Source organism: Metabacillus arenae, from assembly GCF_014773385.1.
Classification (GTDB): domain Bacteria; phylum Bacillota; class Bacilli; order Bacillales; family Bacillaceae; genus Metabacillus_D; species Metabacillus_D arenae.
Window position 1 is genome coordinate 35,001 of record NZ_JACXAI010000040.1, and the last position, 18,483, is coordinate 53,483.

Below are 18,483 nucleotides of genomic sequence, written 5' to 3' on the forward strand. Positions count from 1 at the left end.
ATTATGTTTAAATATAAAATTAGGATGGTTATGAATGTTAATAAGGATTAATGGATTAATCAGTATGATGATGCTGGTTTTGTTGTTTGGATGTGCCTATCCCAATTCTACAAAAGAAGAACAAAAAGCAGAAAACTCAGCATTAAATGAAAATGTAGAACTTACCATCTCAGCTGCAGCCAGCTTACAGGATGCTTTAACGAAGATTGAAGAAAAGTATGAAAAAGACCACACGAATGTTGATCTGAAGTTTAACTTCGGGGGTTCAGGTGCATTGAAACAGCAGATTGAACAAGGAGCCCCAGTAGACTTATTCTTTTCAGCGGCAGAAGATAAATTCGATGATCTCATTCAAAAAGGTGAAATTGATGAAAAACAAGGTATTGATTTGGTAGGCAACGAATTAGTGCTTATTGTACCGAAAGGCGCAAAAAAACCGATTAAAGATTTCTCAGATTTGCCAACACAAGCTGATAAAATTGCTCTAGGTACACCAGAAGCGGTACCAGCTGGAAATTATGCAAAGCAAACTTTTGAAAACTTAAAGCTTTGGGATTCAATAAAGAATAAAGTGGTCTATGCAAAAGACGTACGGCAAGTACTTTCATACATAGAAACGGGAAATGTCGATACAGGTATTGTGTATAAAACAGATGCTTTGATTTCAGATAAAGTGAAAATAGTTGCAACTGCTGATAATAAAACACATGATCCAATTATTTATCCGGTTGGAGTTATAAAAGATACGAAACATCCAGAAGAAGCAACAGAGCTTTATGAATACTTACAAGGAAAAGAAGCCATAGATATATTGAAACAATATGGATTTGCAGCGGAATAATTAGGACAATGTTGAGTGAATTTATAGAGCCTGTTCTGTTATCATTAGAAGTTTCGTCTGTAGCTGGACTTATTGTTATTATTTTAGGTACTATAATCGGTTGGCTAATGGTCAACAAGTCTTTTAAAGGGAAAATAATTGTGGAAACAATCATCTTATTGCCCCTCGTCCTATCACCAACGGTCATTGGTTTTCTCTTAATCGTTATTTTTGGCAAGAATAGTTGGTTAGGCAGACTAATTGAATGGATATTTAAGCAGCCTGTTTTGTTTACATGGTGGGCAGCAGTGATTGCTACAGCAGTAGTGGCTTTTCCACTTATGTACCAAGCTGCAAAAGCAGGATTTCAACAAGTGGATGAGGACATAGTGGGAGCTGCCGCAGTAGATGGGGCGAATAAATTTCAGGTGTTTTTATATATTTCGGTCCCTTCGGCAGCAAAAATGTTGATTGCAGGCAGTATCTTGAGCTTTGCCAGAGCATTAGGAGAATTTGGAGCTACTTTAATGTTCGCGGGCAATATACCGGGGGAAACTCAAACCATCCCCACCGCGATTTATGTGGCGATCGATTCTGGCAATATGACCATGGCTTGGCTATGGGTTCTTACAACTGTCCTTATCGCGTTCTTTATGTTACTGTTTATCAACTATAAAAGTGAATAAGAGTTTAAAAATCTTATCCCACTCTTAACGGGCAGTAAGACCCCCACCTCAAGATTATGAGTAAGACAAAGAAGCTAGGTGGGGGATCAACTGCCCGTAAAGGTCCGATTCGTTCAACTAACTTTCAGTGGGGGATGGAAAAAACCCCCACTGAATGAAGTTTCACTTTATTGAAGTGTTATGTCATGAACTTAATCTAGATGAAAAAGGTATGTTAACTTTGCTTAATGTACCTTTTTGTTGTTGATAAAGGAGTTTCTTTATACTTCAATAAAAACCAGATTATTAGATTTTATATTTAGTTATATTTAGTCATATTTAGTTATAAATCGCTTTGGTTTTATCTTTCTTTTTTAGAATGAATTGGAGTTAAGCAACAGTTATTTTCTATTTTTCGATTTGGTCTAGATCTTAGAATAGCTGTCCATACTGACTAATATAAAGCGATATGGATGGAGTGTGAATTTTATGAAACTTAGTGCAAGAAATCAGTTAAAAGGAACAGTGAAGGAAATCAAAGAAGGGGTTGTCACAGCCGAAATCATTATTGATATTGGCGGAGGGAATATGATTTCTTCCATTATCTCCAAAGATTCTATCGAATCGTTAGGTATAAAAAACGGGGATGAAGCAACAGCTGTTATAAAAGCAACTTCTGTTATGGTAATGGCTTAATGTAACAAGGAATGGAGCTCTCTAAAAAAGATGTTCATGCTTACTCTACATCTTACAATTTATTAAACATCAGATTCTATAAAGTTTTGTAATAAACACCTGTCCGAATGATGGAGCAATATTTTTACATTTAAAAATAAATACCTTTTTTAACCCCGTCCTAAAATCAGAACGGGGTCATGCGTATTTGAGGTAATGAAATTAACCAACTTTATGGCCACTTTACTTTCCAAGACATGAAGCTGAAACCTTTTCTTTTCTTCCACATCGAATAATAACTTAATATATTTGATTAAAGCATTCTGTCACTAAACTTATATCCCAAGTTTATCTAGATTTAACATTCGCTCAATTCTAAATTTACAAATTCCCTTTAAGGTTAAGTTGTATGAACAAAAGAGGAGAATTTATAAACTATGATGAATTGGAGTGGTGAAAAAAGATGAAAAATGATGAACAAAAACAAGTACATAAAGATATCTTTGAAAAAAGAATGGATCGCCGAGACTTTATCCAACAGACAACCAAGATTGCTGGAGTTACTTTCGGTTTATCACTAATCAACCCCCTTGGGAGTGTTCCTGTTAGGGCGGAGTCCGTTGTTGCAAAGTCCAGAGTTTCCGTTTCTTTGTCTAACAAAAAGCCAAGTTTCCAATTCGGACTCGTTGCAGATGCCCAATATGCTGATATCGATTCGAAAGGAACCCGTTTCTACCGTGCTTCACTTGACAAACTTACAGAAGCGGTAAAAACATTTAACGAACATGATTTAAAATTCACTGTACAACTTGGTGACCTCATCGATAGAAATGAATCCAGCTTTTCAAAAATTCTCCCTATCTACAACAAGGTAAATGGTCCGAAGTACCATGTACTTGGTAACCACGATTATGCCATGGACGCCAAATCTGTTGCCAACTTACTAGGGATGCAAAACTTTTATTATGATTTTGGATACGATGGCTGGCGCTTTATCGTGATCGATACCAATGACCTTAGCACATATGCAAATCCTATAGATTCTGAGAAATACAGGCAGTCTCAGAATATCTACGAAGTCTTAAAATGGAGCGGCGCAGAAAATGCTCAGACTTGGAACGGCGGCGTTGGGTCAGATCAAATGACCTGGCTGCGGGATGTGCTTAAGAAATCGGCACAAGCCGGCGAAAAGGTTGTTGTAATAGGACACGCTCCGATTTCCCCACTAAACGTGCACAATGCTTGGAACGATGAAGCTCTTGTCAAAGAACTCGAATCCGCTGGTAATGTGGCCGCCTATTTTAATGGTCATAATCATGCTGGCAACTATGCGGAAAAGAACGGTATCCACTATGTGAACTTCAAAGGGATGGTCGAGACTGCTGACACGAATGCTTTCTCAATCGTTCGAGTCTATCATGACAGACTAGAGATCAAAGGTTTTGACCGGGAGGAGAACCGTGTTCTAAAGATTAAACAAAAAAGAAAAACAGCAATTGCTAAAATGGTTTATCACGCCTGATTATTCGACCTCTACTTTCTAGCCTCATATCTCTTTTATGTATGTGTGTCTATTGTTAACTCTATTCAACTGAAATTTTCATATCTCATATAAAATGCCCCTTGGCTTGCCTGGGGGTTTTTATCATTTATATAGTTTAGTAGGATTCACTTTCTATTTTTTGGAAAATGACTAAATCCCGCTTAGCCCAAGTAAATTTATGATTTCGTACTCAATTAAATTTTTTTAATTTCTTTTTAACTTTCTCTATGCAGACAGGGAAGTGGCCCTCTTAGATAAAAAAATGTAATATAATCTAACAATAATTTACCAATAAATAAAAATTTTAGGTAAAAAAATCTTACAAATTTGAGGAAACCATAAAAATAATATGACATACTGACACTAAGCCATATAATCCAATCCAATAGAACAATAGATGATCAGCCGCATACTGGAGGTGTCAGCCAAGTGATTCGTTTTATTGTTCAGTTTTTCACAATTCTGGTTTTCTATCTTGCTGCTAATATACTCGTAAAATGGTTAGATCTTCCCGTTCCAGGGAGTATCGTCGGTATGGCTTTATTGTTTTTGGCACTGCTGCTGGGGGTTTGTAAATTATCATGGGTAGAAATGGTTGCACAGTTGCATGTTAAGCATATTACGCTGCTCTTTATTCCTTTTGCTGTTGGGGTTTTGCACTATACGGGATATTTTCGAACCGAAGGATTTAAACTGGCTGTCATCTTGGTAACCAGCAGTTTGCTTGTACTGCTTGTTACAGCATTTACCGCTGAGTATTACGAAATCAAAAATAAAAGGGGGGAACAGAATGATCATGACGGGTAATATTCTTTTGTGTACCATCATCACCGTAATAAGTTATCTGATTGGACTCAAGGTGTTTCGAAGATTTAACAAACCTTGGCTGAATCCGTTGTATACTGTTACGGTTTCGATCATGTGTCTACTTTCAATATTTCATGTTGACTTCACGTATTATACCTCTGGAACCGGAGTTTTTTCACTGCTTTTGGGAACAGCAACTGTTTCTCTGGCTGTTCCGTTATATAAACAGATAAATTTAATCAAAAAGCATCTTTTACTCATTTTTGTTGCTGTAACGGCAGGCTCTTTAGCAGGTGCAGCTTCCATTGTGTTTTTGGCCAAAGTCATCCATTTGAAGCAAGAAATGATGTTTTCTCTTATCCCGAAATCGGTAACGGCCCCCATTGCTTTGTCTATTTCTCAATCTCTTGGCGGAATTCCCGCGCTTACGACCTTGTTTGTAGTCACTTCCGCTGTTTTTTCTCTTGTCACAGGACCCTTGCTTTTAAAGTTTGGCCGGATTAGAAGTAAAATTGCCAAGGGACTTGCGCTTGGCACCTCAGCCCAAGCGATTGGAGCCAACCGGGCATTTGAGTGGGGGGAATTGGAAGGAGCCATGGGCAGCATTGCCATGATAACTTCCGCCCTATTCATGTCGTTGCTCACTTCGCTGTTTATCAATTTTTAACTTTTACTAAGGAGATGATCGTAAAATGGAAAAGAAAGAACTTACCTTTCCTTGTCAAATTTCTTCCAGAATAGATCTTTCAAAAATTCTCCAATTCGTAGAAAAAATGAGTCAATTTAACAGCTACATTGTAATTGAAACAAGTGAAACTACGGTCAATGCTAAAAGTTTGCTTGGGATGTGCGTATTTGTCGCCAAAATAACAAGCGGCGGAACCGCCTTGTTACGCGCTTCTGGTCCAGATGCAGAAATAGCTCTTAATGATTTAAACAATTTACTCTTAGGTAGGTCTTAATACTTGAAGCAGCTCAATAAGGAAAGCTTGGAAGAATTTATAGTTTTATGAACATCGAAATCGGTTAATTTCTCGCGACTTGAGCTGATTGGTCGTTAAAGTCTCGTTTGTTTAAGATGCCTTAAGGTTCCGTTAAGTGAATTCAGATATTCTCCGTCCACGGTTTTCAATTCGATTTTTTCTTTTAGTGTGTCAGTCACCCCTCGATTACTGATATTCCTAAAAAAGCATATTGACTTTGGTTAAAACAAGGATTGCGGGGCTCAATATACTGGACCCCCAATCCTTGTTTTGTCATTTGAGGAAAGAAGCGTTTGATGCGCTAGTTTGAATAAATAGTAGAAGAATGTGGAGCAGGAAGGGATTGTATGACCATTCAAAACGAAATGGTGACCTATATCGAACGCAAAATTGCGGTCCATTTAGATCACCCTCGCCATTCAGGTTTATAGTTTAGACTGTGATATATTTTGTTGTCCTTCATAGTTTTGTTTTTTATCTGCATCACAATGAAAGTAGCCTAATAGTTTAGCAGCTGCTAAAATTAAAAAGGAAATGATTAAAAAGGCGATCCCCACGAGGGTTGTTCCATAATTAATGATTAGAACCGGAACAATTGAGGTAATCAGCCCTCCCCCGAGAAACGGGCTGTAAAATGGAGCCCTAATGGCATAGGCAGAAGCAGCTTCGGTTTTCATATTAGGGTCCACTGTTCTAAGCAGCATAAGGCCGACAGCTGTTACACCTGTTGCTGTACCATAATTAACAATGGAATGCTCAAACCAATCCTTTTTAAACATTTTTGGCCCGATAAAGTGGAAATACCATAAGATGGTTAGCAGGCTGAAGAGTGAGACAATAAGTAATGGAATCGCATATTCAACCACTACTGGAATTTTAATCGAAGCAACTGCCCCAACAATCAGAAATTCTAATGCAAGACCTTGTATTCGGTTTAGTGTTTGTTTGTCAATTAAACGATAAAATCGCGTTTTTGAAAGGGATATATTTACGACTAAGCCGCCAAGCATGGCTAATGGAAATAATGGAACTCCTGCAACATATGGGATGATTAGCTGTTGCAGACCCCATCCAATGAGTACAGCAATAAAGATTAATGCTAAGTGGAATCCGAAGCTTTCAACGACATCTTCATTAATCGTATTATAGGAACTAGCCGTTTTTTCTTGAGGAATATCTTCTTGTTGTGATTGAAGTTGAGAGGTACTTTTAATGACAGATGTATATCCTTTTTTTACTCCGATGTTAATGATGATCATGCCGCCAATAATCCCGAATAGCAATCCTACGGTTGCTGAAGTAAGGGATAAAGATGTTCCTTCAGCCCAATTAAGTGATTCAAATACTCCTTGCATCCCGCCAGCTGTCCCGTGGCCACCAGCCCAGCCTATTTCGATAATGGAGCCAAACAGTTCATCCACCTCCCATATAGGGATCAGGATTAAACCAGTTACAAGTAAAGGTACTCCTATTTGCAAGGAGCTCCCCAAATAACTATACAGAACCTGTGGAACCGCATGCTTTGCTGCTTCTTTTGAAGTTTCTTTGTTCATTCCTATAAGCATAGGAGCGAATACGATCGTAATTAATATTCCGGCTAAACTTCCCCAAGTACTTACCATTGGTTCAGATAACATTTTAAAACCGTAAGGTCCAATGATGATCCCTAAAAATCCCGCAATCAAAGAAGCCGGAATGAAAAACTTTTTGAAGATTCCAACTTTTAATCTAAGTAAGACACCTGCAAATAAGAGAACACCAAGAATACTTATATAAAATAAGAATGAATTTAGTAAAGAAGAAGAAATCACATCTTGCGGCATTCAATCTACCTCCTTAAATAAATGTTGGGGAATTCCATAATGATAATGACTGACCGATATGATTATTCCTAGCATTCTCGTATATAGCCTTCGCTACTGCAACATCCTCAATTCCCATCCCTACACTATTAAAATAGGCCTTTTCTTTGTCGTTTTCTCTGCCAGGCTTATCTCCTGACACAATAGCCCCTAACTCAGAATAGATTGTAGTCTCGTCGAAAACCCCTGTATTATACATAATTGAAATGGTCTCGACGCCTCGATGCTTTAATTCTTCCCAATCATCCACAACGATTTTGTCAGATTGATAAATGACATCAAATTCGCATTCATGACTTCCGACATGGATATAGAGAGAGCCTTCCTTTACCCAGTCTGACTTTACAATAGGTGTTTTTGTAACCGTAGCTGTAACAAAAACATCGGAATCTCTTACTGTTTGTTCTGCAGAATCCATGACCAGGATTGGAGCAGAAACCTCTGATTGCATTTCTTCGGCAAAAGTTCTTGCGCGCTCTTCACTAAGATCATAAATTCTGATTTCCTCAATTTCTTTAAGTACGGTTTTTAATGCAAGCAATTGTGTTCTATTTTGCACACCTGCCCCGATAAATCCCATAATCTTAGAGTTTGGTTTAGCAAGATATTTTGCTGCCACACCTGAGTTTGCTCCTGTTCGCATGGCACTGATTAAGGTTCCATCCATAATAGCAATAGGAACGAGTGTATCCGGATCATTTAAAATGATTAAACCAGCTGCACGTGGAAGGTTAAATTTAAAAGGATTTTGCGGTGCGCTGGAAATCCACTTAATCCCTGAAATATTAAAGTCACCTCCTATATGGCCTGGCATTGAATTAATACGACCGGATATCGATTCAGATTCCATATCTCCCCAACGAAGAGCTGTTTTTTTAGGTAAAATATAATCCTTTTTATGGTGGAGTTTAAAAACACTTTCCATTATGCTAATAATATTGGACATATCAAAACCACCACAATTTTTAACGTCTTCCTGGGATAAAAACAAAATTTCAGAACCTTTCATTTGAATAACCTCCTATAATTGTCTGAATACTTTAAATAGTCTATAATTATCATACAGCAATTTATATTGCTATGGCAACAATTATTTTTGTCAATAAAAGAGGGATTTAAAATGTCGGTATTTATAAAAATTCAAGATCACTTAGAAAAATTAAGTAATGCAAAAAAGAAAGTCGCTTATTATATTTTAGAAAATTGGGAGGAAGTAGCTCTTCTATCAGCGTCTGAGCTTTCGAGAGAGGTTGGGGTAAGTGAGTCCGTTATCGTGAGGTTTTCACAGGATATTGGGTTCAAAGGATATCCAGACCTTCAGTCAGATTTGAAAAAGGTGATTAAAAGTCGTTTTGCACACAAACAACAAGAAGTGCCTCTTACCGAAGAAGGGATGCAAAATACTGGGGAACTTGGTCATTTGTATCAACAAGCTGTAAACAATATTCAACAAATATTTAAGCTTAACAGTGATGAAACCCTACAGCTTTCAGCGCGCTCTATTCATTTAGCAAGAAAAATTGTCATTATGGCACGGAGAAATTCATTAGGCCCTGCTAAAATCCTTCAAGTACATTTAAATGAGGTATATGGAAATGTCATATTAATCGGCGGTGAAAATGACGAGGTATTTGATTATTTAAGGAACATGACTAAAGAAGACTTGTTGATCACAATAAGTGTTCCGTCCTACAGTAAAAGAATGGTGCACGCTGTTCAATTTGCAAAAGAACAAGGAATTAAACAAATATGCATAAGCAACGCCAACAATCCTTTTAGGGAAATAGTTCATTTCAATCTGATTACAAGCATCATTTCTGATATTTTTACTAACTCTAATGTGGCAACAGTTTTATTAATTGAAATTTTGTTGGGGAAAATATTTGAAATGAATAAAGTTAAAGTACTTAAACTGTTGGAGGATATAGAGAAAGTGAACCAAAGGTTTGGAATTTCGGAAGCAGAGCAGTGAAGGGATTATAGGAGGAATCTGCCATAAAATGTTCTTAAAAACCTGTTTTGGTTACTTGTTCATGAGGTATCGTATTGATCACTATTTTTATAGACAGTTCTGCTTGATTATTGCTAGAATAATCAAAATAATTTATAGGTGGAATGGAATTGAAAAAAAGAGTAGGTTGTCTCCATGCCCATTATTCTAATATTGAATATATAGAAAAGGCCCTTTCTTCATTTGAGGTTGAATTAATCCATTTTGTTGATCCAGCGTTGATGTATCGAGTTACGGCAGATGAGAATTTCCTCACATCTGATGCTCAAAATAAAGTGAAAGAGCAAATTGAATGGATAGCTGCATGTAATGTGGATGCTATCCTTCTAACTTGCACGAATTATATTGCTATTTTGCAGGAAGACCAGCTTTCAATCAAAGTACCAATCATCAATATTGATGAACCTTACTTTGACTTCATTTGCAGCATCCAGCAGCCCCAAACAATCCTCTTCACAAATCCTGCGACTGTTGAAGGTACATTGGAACGGCTAAACAAATATGCTGATGCCCATAATAAATCCATAGATTTAGAGATTGTTGTGATTGAAGGTACATTTGATCTTATCATGAAAGGTCAAAAGGAAAAGTACAATCATGAAATATGTAAGTTTTTAAAGCAAATGATGAAAGAAGAAAAGGAAGTGATCTCTGTAGCTCAATTATCCATGGTAGATGCAGCGGAAATGGTTGAGTCCGAAACATCAATGAAGATTATCAATCCCTTGGATACATTCGTTCATTTTGTTGGGAAACGATTAGAACTTTAAAGGCAAAAATTAAAGGGTATCTTGTAAGCTTTAGTTCGATTTAATTGTGCAAAAATATAGAGATTCCTATGGCCAATACAAAGTGTTTAAAATTAGAGGAAAAGAAGAAGTAAATTGATACCATGATCAATAGTTTAAACAATGACTTAGAGTGTCATTGCTTAACTTAGTCAAAGTGTATCCCAAAGGTGAATTCAAATGGTACTTCTAGTTCAATCGTGCTGAGAGGGTGGGTGTATTTTGTTTACAGTGATATTTCTTTTTCTGCTAGCTGGCTTAGCAGAAATTGGTGGGGGTTACCTGATTTGGCTCTGGTTAAGAGAAGGAAAACCTTTTTATTGGGGGATATTTGGAGGAATATCCTTAGCATTGTATGGCGTAATTGCTACTTTTCAAACTTTCCCTTCTTTTGGGAGAGTTTATGCCGCCTATGGAGGAGTTTTTATTATATTGTCTGTCCTTTGGGGATGGGGGATCGATAAAAAAACACCAGATACATATGATTGGTTGGGTGCAGCAATATGTCTGGTTGGCGTATCGGTGATGTTATGGGGGCCCCGCGATTAACACATATATCTGCTAATAGGAACCACATCGCGAAGTGTTTTAGGGAAGAGTAAACTATTAATAACAAGTGAATCAAAGACTAGTGAAGGCGATTAAAATTCTTTATAAAGAATTTTAATCGCCTTCATTTTTTTCTTACATTTGAAGGTAATAAATAATCATTGTCAATAATGTTACAGTTCAACATTTTTTCACATATTTTATCTTGAAATGACTTGTTTGTATTTTGTAAATAAATTAGTCTTAATTATAAGTAATCTTAAGCTTGTTTGTAATCGTTATCAAATAAAGAATGGAGGGATAAAATGTTGCCGATCGAACGACAACAACAAATCTTAACATGGTTAGAACAAGAAGATACATTGCGTGTTTCGGAAATTAGTAAAAGATTAGAAGTGTCCGAAATGACGGTTTACCGAGATTTAAAACCTTTAATTGATCAGCAGAAAGTATTTAAAACATCTAATGGAATTACTCTTATTGCTCAAAGCTACATTTCTTCTAATCATTGTTCTTATTGCTATAAGGATTCAAATACGAGACTATCTGTTCAATTGATAAAAAAGAATCAACACGTGGAGCATGCTTGTTGTCCTCATTGTGGTCTACTTCGATTTCAGGATATTGAAAAGGAAGTTTCACAAATTATTTGCCATGATTTTTTGAAAGATACAACGATAAGTGCTAAACTGGCGACCTTTCTTCTGAATGCAGATATTGAGTTGAATTGTTGTCAACCACAAGTTATTGTCTTTGAATCTATTAAACAAGCAATGCAATTCCAGTTAGGATTTGGTGGAAAAATATATGATTTTAAAGAAGCAATTCGAGCTATAACTTTAGAAATGCATGGTAAAGACTGCTGCCACTCGAAAGAGTAGGGGGGAAAAGAAATGGAAGTAAAAGCAGAAAAAACAATACAAAACTCAAAAAAATTGACTGAAAAACGTACTAGAACCTCACTTTATCAAACTGTATGGAGATGGCACTTTTATGCGGGCATTATTTTTGCACCGTTTCTTATTATCTTAGCAGTTACTGGCTCAATCTATTTATTTAAGCCGCAGATTGAACAAATGCTTTATCAAGACTACTACGAAATTACTTCACAAGGCGATAAAATATCAGTATCCGAGCAGATTGAAGAAGTGAAGAAACTATATCCTGATGCTGTAATAACAACATATCGTCCTGGAGAAACTGCAACTCGTTCGAGCGAAGTAAGCATTACTTCAAATAATGAGTCTCTTACAATTTTTTTAGACCCTTATACCGGTAAATTCATAGGGGAGTTAAAAGATGAAGCCAGAATCATGAATAAAATTGAAGAAATTCATGGTGAACTAATGGCTGGTACTCTAGGAGATAGAATTGTAGAATTAGCAGCTTGCTGGGCAGTAGTGCTAATTGTTACGGGTCTTTTTTTATGGTTTCCAAGGAAAAAACAAAATCTGTCAGGTGTTCTTTTTCCAAGATTAAATCAAGGAAAAAAGATTCTTAGAAGAGACTTACACGCAGTACCTGCCTTTTGGATCACAGCAGGAATGTTATTTTTAATCATGACAGGTTTGCCTTGGTCAGGTTTTTGGGGAAGTAATTTTCAATCGTTAGCTACTAATTCTGGCGCAGGGTATCCACCTTCTATATGGACAGGCAGTGCTCCAACGTCCACAATTAAAACAAAAGATATAGCAGATGTCCCTTGGGCAGCTGAAAATTTAGATGTACCTAAGTCAGAAATTCAAGGTTTTATTCCACTTTCAATTAATGATGTGGTTGCAATAGCGAATCGTGAGGGTATCCACCCAAGTTATACTATAAACATTCCAAATGAAAAAGACGGCGTTTATACGTTGTCAGCTTTTCCACCAAAAGCACAAGATGAAGCTACTATGCATATCGACCAATATTCAGGTGCAGTTCTAGCTGATTATCGTTATGATAACTACGGTTTTATAGGAAAAGTAGTTGCCTGGGGAATCACCTTGCATAAAGGAACTCAATTTGGTTTGGTGAACCAATTCATTAGCCTTCTTATTTGTTTAGGCATCATTCTTGTTGCAGTTAGTGGTTTTTATTTATGGCTGAAACGGAAACCGAAAAAAGAAATGGGTGCACCAAAAGCCCCTAGCATTAAAAAAATGAAGCTCTTCCTAATGTTGTTAATTGGTTTAGGGATTTTGTTCCCCTTAGTTGGTTTGTCACTTATTGTTGTGTGGCTAATTGATTGGTTAATTATTCAAAGAATATCTGTAGTAAAGAAATTTATGAATGCATAATATGAAAAGTAAAGGGTGTTTTTTGCCGTGAACAAAAATATATGTATTTCATTTATCTTTATTTTCAGCCTATTGCTAAGTGCATGTTCACTCGAACAGGATGTGGCTAATCTATACAAAAAAGAAAAACCTCTTGAATCAGAAATAGTCATACCTGAATCCTTCTCAGAAAATAAGCAGGAGACAATAAAGGCGGTTCTTACTCAAGGTGGTAAAAAAGTTGAAGGCGCAGATTTTGTTCATTTTGAGATATGGAAACAAGATGGTTCCCTTCATTATAATATGGAACAAGCTGAGGAAGTAGGAAACGGTACGTATAGTTTAAGTAAAAAATTTGATAGTAACGGTCTATATTTTATAAAAGTACATGCAAGCAACGATGGTTCAATAATTATGCCTCAAAAACAGTTTATTGTAGGGGAACTTTCGAAAAGTGAATTAGAATTCTTGCAAAAAGGTTTGCGTAAACAAAATGAAAATCATGAACATCATCATTAATTATTGGGAAATCCGGTTTTCATTTGAAGATCGGAATTTTTTAATCGTTTCAGAAAATTTAAGATGATTAAAGTGTTAACGTATTAAAGTTAGCTATCGATGTCCGGCGCAGGCGGACAGGGCGTCCGGTAAGTTTTTCTCTTATCTAAAAATGCCTGAACTTCACTTTCCCCTTTTGAAACATCCAGACCAACGACTGGATTCATTCTAAATAATTACAACAAAAAATCGATTCCTAAACGTAAAGGAATCGATTTTTTTATTTAGCTTGTTTCGCTAACGCCTCCGTTCGTGACACAACCATGGAGTTTCCTTGAAATATTAAAAAACCCTCTCATTAGTCTATCAATCCATATTTTATAGTATTAATAGACACGTTCAATTTCGTATCCTTTTTCCTCAAGTTCGCTCGGAACACTCGGGTCAATTACAGCATGTGCTGAACCGACGATAGCAAAATAGGTATGTCCACTTTCATCTTGTAATATTTCATCAAGTTTGTTTGCCATGTGAATATTACGGGTATCATTTAACTCTTGTTGATACTCTTCATTAACACTCTCAAATCTATCTGACAGCTGATTAACAAATGATTCTCTATTGCTATTGCCGTGCACCCAGTTATATCCTAATTGGTTTAACCAATCGGCTTGCTCCTCATATGTTTCTAAATAATACTCTAAAACTTGAACTTGTGTCTCCATACTAAAGCCACTTAGAACTTCATATTGCATTTCAATCGTTTCTAAATCAATAATTTCTTTATTGTCTTCTAAAGAACGTTGAAGGAAATACAAATCAACTCCATACTCTGATGATAAATCGCTTTCCTCTGCAACAAATTCTGATAATAAACTCTCTACAAACCATGGTTGATATTGCTTGAAATTCTCCACAGTCATTCCGTGTGCTTCAAATATATCTGAAAGCTTAGCATATGACTCCTCCGATAATACTTCGTCAAGAGTCGTATTATCATCAAATAATGCCATTTCGTTAATTTCTTCTTCCTTAACTTCAGCTTCAAACATATTTATTTCTGGAAGAACTACATCAGAACTCTCAAATGCTTCCTCAATTTCTGGGGCAAGCGGAAAAAAATCTTCATGACCTACATGTATGCTTCCTAGCAAATACATGGTTGTCTCTCCGTTAACAACCTTCCATAAGAACCCTCCATCTCCATCATAATCAAGTGCTGTTTCATTCGCTTTCTCCTCTGTATCAGTTTGCTGATTTAATTCTTCATTTTCTAGTGGGTCACTATTGTTACTGGCACAACCAATTAGCAATACCATAATCAATAGAGAATAAATCAGTGATGTGAATTTTGACATATTATTCATCATTCCTTCCTTAAAATATCAATCTTTGTTTGCCAAAATTTAATAAACTTAGCCAAAACAATACTGTCTCTCCAAGGTGAGAGTGAATTAATCCCCCAAACTTCCTGTTTCCATATCTATTAACCAATGACTACGAAGCATGAGAGCCCGTTCAAATCCAGCTAACATCCCCGCAACAGCAATTGCAAAGTTAATCGAAGCTGGAAATGCTATTGGAGATTCAAATGTACCTATATTTTCCGTAACCCATAGAATTTTTGTGATCGGTTCTATTATTTGAGGTAAACTTAGAGCTATTGAAGTTAATAAGATGGCAATAGCGATCATCCCAATGAACGAGCTAATTTTAGGAAATCGCTTATGCAACCACATACGTAAACCCCTGATCGAACGTTTCTCAGGGTATACAGAAAAAGCCTCCTCTTTATCCGTAACATAATGAATTCGATTTATCCCGTACTTATTATTTTCTATTTCAATTACTCCATTTTCTACGGGGAAAGCAGCTGGAAGCTTAGAATAGGCAATATGTCTGCCATTGCGGTATAAATCAGCCCTAGGCTCCTCTACAAAATATTTACAGTTTATAGCGTAATTGGTTTTCTCATTCTTATCATTAGTAATATTTATATGAAATAATGAGCGAGTAAAAATATGCCAGAATCGATATTTTTTTAATGTATGACCATCTCCCTCTTTCACTTTTCTCATTTTCATACGACGTTTACCACGACGAATAAAACGAAACATGGGACATATACACCTTCCTTTCTTATTCGTTTTTCCATAATTGAGTTAACCCATATTAATACTTACATTCACTAATGTCTGCCCAAATATGGAAGTAGGATTAACCAGATGACGAATTTTCGACGACTCTCTGGCGACATTGGGTTCGAAGCGTCCTCTTGTCTCTTACTCTCAGTTTATCTCTGAATCATTTTTAAAATTTCCACGGTTGGTAACCTGATATGCCAAACTAGCTTCTATATAAGCAACTATTTTTTTCTTATAAGTTATTGACTATACATTTTTTATTTTAATCGAACAATCAATTTTGCGTTAAAAATACCGCCCTATCTATTGTTATTTGTTTAGATTGAGCTTTTTTTATAAGTAATTTAGTTTTTTGAAGTAGAGTCCAGTTTGATCACTCTTATTCCAAAATGAATCTAGCACTTTTAGTTACATAAATTTGAAATGCTCGTTTATCACCGTTCAGTTTGGTTTTCGTTAGGAATGATCTGAGGAGTCAGCTTTGGACCAGTGTGGCGAGTTTTGTAACATACAATTATAGTGATGAAAATAATAACAGCAGCGGGGAGAAGTAGAATTTCCGATCCTCCCATTCCAGCAGATCGATCGACGTCGGCTAGTAGATCTGTGCGTAGTACAGTTGCTAAGACATAGGTAAGTGAGTTATTCACTGCGTGAAGAACAATTGCATACTCCAAACCACCCGTACGCCAGGTCATCAGTGCAAAAGTAACGCCGAGAACGATGTAATACAGGTTGAACCACGGATCGGTCGGCAGATGAATCGCTGAGAATAATACGCTTGAGACAACAATGCCAATGATAAGGGACGCTCGAGGACTGCGAACCCAACTGGAAGCGATCTGGAAGACGAGTCCACGGAAGCCGTACTCCTCACCCGCACTTTGGAGTGGCACAATCAATATACTCAAAGTGAAGATAACAAGCAAATCATTGACGCCCCATTCCGTGGTGGTATACGGAGCGTACCAATTAAAGATGACTAAACATAATGTCATGATGGGAAGAATGAGCAACAATGCACGTCCGAACACAGCTGGACGGAATACTGAACGCACCGAATGCATTATGGAACCCTTTAGCCCATAGAGCCAGCGCTGTATCATCATACTCCACGGAATGAGCATAGCGATCGCAAGAAAGTTACATGCCATGTAAATTGGGGTGAAGTCTGTACCCCCATTTGCTAGATTGACACGTCCGAAGACACGAGTGTCAATTTCGCTTCCGATTAAAGAAAACGCTATAACAAAGAAAAACATTCCACCGATAAGGAGAATAATAGCTAGTATGCCACGCCAGATACGGCGTTCACTGCTTACGAGTACACGATGGTACGGCACTTGTTCTGGCACGGATTCCCGTCCCTCGATTAGTTTTATCCATAATTAACTTTTCCTCATTTCTAATGTTTAATATCACATGTGTCTGTAAAGGTTTCGAAAAGGGTTATTTAATCATTTTTAAAACGCTATTAACCATCTTTTCACTGTAATCTTCAAGGTTTAGCTCATTTTCATATTGAGGTAATGACATCGACCCTGATATAGCACCCCGAATGACAATTGCAATCACTTGACGATCAAAATCACCAAATTCTTTAGATTCTTGTCCTTTGTAAAGAATCTCTTTCAACAAAACATTTAATTCATCTTCATCATCAATTTCTACCAGATAATAAGGGACATTGTCTGGTGTGCGAGCATTAAAAACAATTTCAAGTAAAGCAATGTTATTTTCACGGTTTGTACCCTGATATGCTAAACTTGCTTCTATAAAAACCATTAATTTCTCCATATACGTTTGTTTCTGTTCTACTTTTTCTTTAATAAACGCTCGCTCTTTTTCAACCAAATACATCAAAGTGTTTCTCATCAAATCTTCTTTGCCAGAGAAATGATAAGAGATAAGTCCTGTACTTACATTCGCTTTATTTGCTATTTTGGAAAGGCTCGTGCTGACATAGCCGATTTCTGTTAATACTTCAATCGCAGCTTTAATGATTTGTTCTCTCCGTGCATCAGCTATCAAATATTGTTTGTTGTCCATTTAATCATCCACCTTTATTTTGTTGATTGTCCGTATTTAATTTTGATCGTTCAATCAATTTTATTTTAAACACATTTCTAGCTTCTGTCAATGCATTGTATGATCGACATAAGAATTAATTTGGAACAGTTTATTCCACCTTTTCGAGGGGATGTGCAAAAATACCCTAATTAGAGTCATTTTATATTGATTGTTCTATTTTTCACTTAGGATCACGATCTTGCATTCTCCATTCAAAAGGTGTGGCTCCTTCACGTTTTGTGAAGAGATCATGAAATCTGCTAGAAGAACTAAATCCTACTTCCGTTGAAATAAATTCGATTGGTTTTTTTGTTTGTCGTAGTAATCTTTTTGCTTCGTCCAATCTTAAATTTGTTAAGTATTGTTTTGGTGAATATCCTGTGTGTTCCTTAAACTTTTTTCGAAAAGTACTTTCAGACAAATAATAGTGAGATGATAGTTCACTTACCTTTAGGGATGTATTAAAATTCAGATGAATCTTTTGGAGAACTTCCCTGAATATAGACTCTTCATCATTAGGGTGACTAATCTCTTGATCTGCCTGTTTTGCATGTCGAATGATTAATAACAAAATTAACTCCAAGGCATTACGTAGAATGTCGTAACAAAATTTATCCGTTTTTCTTATAGACAATTCATCTTCCATTTGATGAACAGAATGGAGGATTTTCCTTAGGTCATTTTGATCGACTTTGGTAGCGATAATCTTATTAGGATCGAGTCAAGTACTTGTGGGAGTTTTTTTCTGAAGCTTGGTATCTCCTCTTTTGTGTATTGTTCTGACCTTTTTATGGTAACGCTTCCCCTTTT

Annotated in this window: 20 protein-coding genes; 13 read left to right on the forward strand and 7 right to left on the reverse strand. The window is 36.5% G+C overall.

Annotated elements, in window-relative coordinates:
- The first annotated feature begins 34 nt into the window (after nt 1–34).
- The 7 genes from modA (at nt 35) to IC621_RS22545 (ending at nt 5,472) form a co-directional block, all read left to right on the forward strand.
- Nucleotides 35–841 carry a molybdate ABC transporter substrate-binding protein gene (gene modA, locus IC621_RS22515; protein ID WP_191161682.1) on the forward strand — a complete coding sequence of 269 codons (807 nt, stop codon included), beginning with the start codon at nt 35–37 and terminating at the stop codon, nt 839–841.
- Between the two features lie 8 nt (nt 842–849).
- The gene (modB, locus tag IC621_RS22520; RefSeq protein WP_191161684.1) at nt 850–1,506 is read left to right on the forward strand and encodes a molybdate ABC transporter permease subunit; all 657 of its coding nucleotides are present in this window, start codon (nt 850–852) and stop codon (nt 1,504–1,506) included.
- Between the two features lie 468 nt (nt 1,507–1,974).
- On the forward strand, nt 1,975–2,181 hold the full coding sequence (locus tag IC621_RS22525; protein ID WP_191161686.1) for a TOBE domain-containing protein: 207 nt from the start codon (nt 1,975–1,977) through the stop codon (nt 2,179–2,181).
- 442 nt (nt 2,182–2,623) lie between these two features.
- A complete protein-coding gene (locus IC621_RS22530; protein ID WP_191161688.1) occupies nt 2,624–3,682 on the forward strand; it encodes a metallophosphoesterase in 1,059 nt (352 codons plus the stop codon).
- A gap of 450 nt (nt 3,683–4,132) precedes the next feature.
- Nucleotides 4,133–4,510 carry a CidA/LrgA family protein gene (locus tag IC621_RS22535; RefSeq protein ID WP_191161690.1) on the forward strand — a complete coding sequence of 126 codons (378 nt, stop codon included), beginning with the start codon at nt 4,133–4,135 and terminating at the stop codon, nt 4,508–4,510.
- Nucleotides 4,494–5,177: an LrgB family protein gene (locus IC621_RS22540; protein WP_191161692.1), complete on the forward strand. Its 684-nt coding sequence runs from the start codon at nt 4,494–4,496 to the stop codon at nt 5,175–5,177. Before IC621_RS22535 ends, IC621_RS22540 begins: the two co-directional genes overlap by 17 nt.
- 25 nt (nt 5,178–5,202) lie before the next feature.
- Nucleotides 5,203–5,472: an HPr family phosphocarrier protein gene (locus IC621_RS22545; RefSeq protein ID WP_191161694.1), complete on the forward strand. Its 270-nt coding sequence runs from the start codon at nt 5,203–5,205 to the stop codon at nt 5,470–5,472.
- Between the two features lie 446 nt (nt 5,473–5,918).
- Here IC621_RS22545 and IC621_RS22550 read toward each other — a convergent pair whose 3' ends face one another.
- Entirely contained in the window at nt 5,919–7,316 is a 1,398-nt protein-coding gene (locus IC621_RS22550; protein WP_191161696.1) for a sodium/glutamate symporter, read from the reverse strand.
- 13 nt (nt 7,317–7,329) lie between these two features.
- Nucleotides 7,330–8,364 carry an ornithine cyclodeaminase family protein gene (locus tag IC621_RS22555; RefSeq protein WP_191161698.1) on the reverse strand — a complete coding sequence of 345 codons (1,035 nt, stop codon included), beginning with the start codon at nt 8,362–8,364 and terminating at the stop codon, nt 7,330–7,332.
- Between the two features lie 111 nt (nt 8,365–8,475).
- Between IC621_RS22555 and IC621_RS22560 the strand changes: the two genes are divergently transcribed.
- The 6 genes from IC621_RS22560 to IC621_RS22585 all read left to right on the forward strand — a co-directional run bounded on the left by IC621_RS22560 (nt 8,476) and on the right by IC621_RS22585 (nt 13,480).
- Nucleotides 8,476–9,327 (forward strand): MurR/RpiR family transcriptional regulator, encoded by an 852-nt coding sequence (locus IC621_RS22560; RefSeq protein WP_191161700.1) that lies wholly within the window; start codon nt 8,476–8,478, stop codon nt 9,325–9,327.
- Nucleotides 9,328–9,470: 143 nt separating this feature from the next.
- Complete coding sequence (locus tag IC621_RS22565; RefSeq protein ID WP_191161702.1) at nt 9,471–10,136, forward strand: hypothetical protein; 666 nt, start codon at nt 9,471–9,473, stop codon at nt 10,134–10,136.
- A 240-nt stretch (nt 10,137–10,376) separates the two neighbouring features.
- On the forward strand, nt 10,377–10,703 hold the full coding sequence (locus IC621_RS22570; protein ID WP_191161704.1) for a YnfA family protein: 327 nt from the start codon (nt 10,377–10,379) through the stop codon (nt 10,701–10,703).
- 305 nt (nt 10,704–11,008) lie between these two features.
- Entirely contained in the window at nt 11,009–11,584 is a 576-nt protein-coding gene (locus IC621_RS22575; RefSeq protein ID WP_191161706.1) for a DeoR family transcriptional regulator, read from the forward strand.
- 12 nt (nt 11,585–11,596) lie between these two features.
- Complete coding sequence (locus IC621_RS22580; protein ID WP_191161708.1) at nt 11,597–12,982, forward strand: PepSY-associated TM helix domain-containing protein; 1,386 nt, start codon at nt 11,597–11,599, stop codon at nt 12,980–12,982.
- A 27-nt stretch (nt 12,983–13,009) separates the two neighbouring features.
- Nucleotides 13,010–13,480 (forward strand): FixH family protein, encoded by a 471-nt coding sequence (locus IC621_RS22585; protein WP_191161710.1) that lies wholly within the window; start codon nt 13,010–13,012, stop codon nt 13,478–13,480.
- Nucleotides 13,481–13,845: 365 nt separating this feature from the next.
- On the opposite strand, the gene IC621_RS22590 is transcribed toward IC621_RS22585, so the two are convergent.
- The 5 genes from IC621_RS22590 to IC621_RS22610 all read right to left on the reverse strand — a co-directional run bounded on the left by IC621_RS22590 (nt 13,846) and on the right by IC621_RS22610 (nt 18,244).
- Complete coding sequence (locus IC621_RS22590) at nt 13,846–14,826, reverse strand: TraB/GumN family protein (RefSeq protein WP_224752741.1); 981 nt, start codon at nt 14,824–14,826, stop codon at nt 13,846–13,848.
- A gap of 87 nt (nt 14,827–14,913) precedes the next feature.
- Entirely contained in the window at nt 14,914–15,576 is a 663-nt protein-coding gene (locus tag IC621_RS22595; protein WP_191161712.1) for a hypothetical protein, read from the reverse strand.
- A 461-nt stretch (nt 15,577–16,037) separates the two neighbouring features.
- On the reverse strand, nt 16,038–16,958 hold the full coding sequence (locus IC621_RS27095; protein WP_318153112.1) for a CPBP family intramembrane glutamic endopeptidase: 921 nt from the start codon (nt 16,956–16,958) through the stop codon (nt 16,038–16,040).
- Between the two features lie 94 nt (nt 16,959–17,052).
- Nucleotides 17,053–17,652, reverse strand: coding sequence for a TetR/AcrR family transcriptional regulator (locus IC621_RS22605; protein WP_191161713.1), 600 nt, complete (start codon nt 17,650–17,652; stop codon nt 17,053–17,055).
- 202 nt (nt 17,653–17,854) lie between these two features.
- Nucleotides 17,855–18,244 carry a helix-turn-helix transcriptional regulator gene (locus tag IC621_RS22610; RefSeq protein ID WP_191161715.1) on the reverse strand — a complete coding sequence of 130 codons (390 nt, stop codon included), beginning with the start codon at nt 18,242–18,244 and terminating at the stop codon, nt 17,855–17,857.
- Nucleotides 18,245–18,483 lie beyond the last annotated feature (239 nt).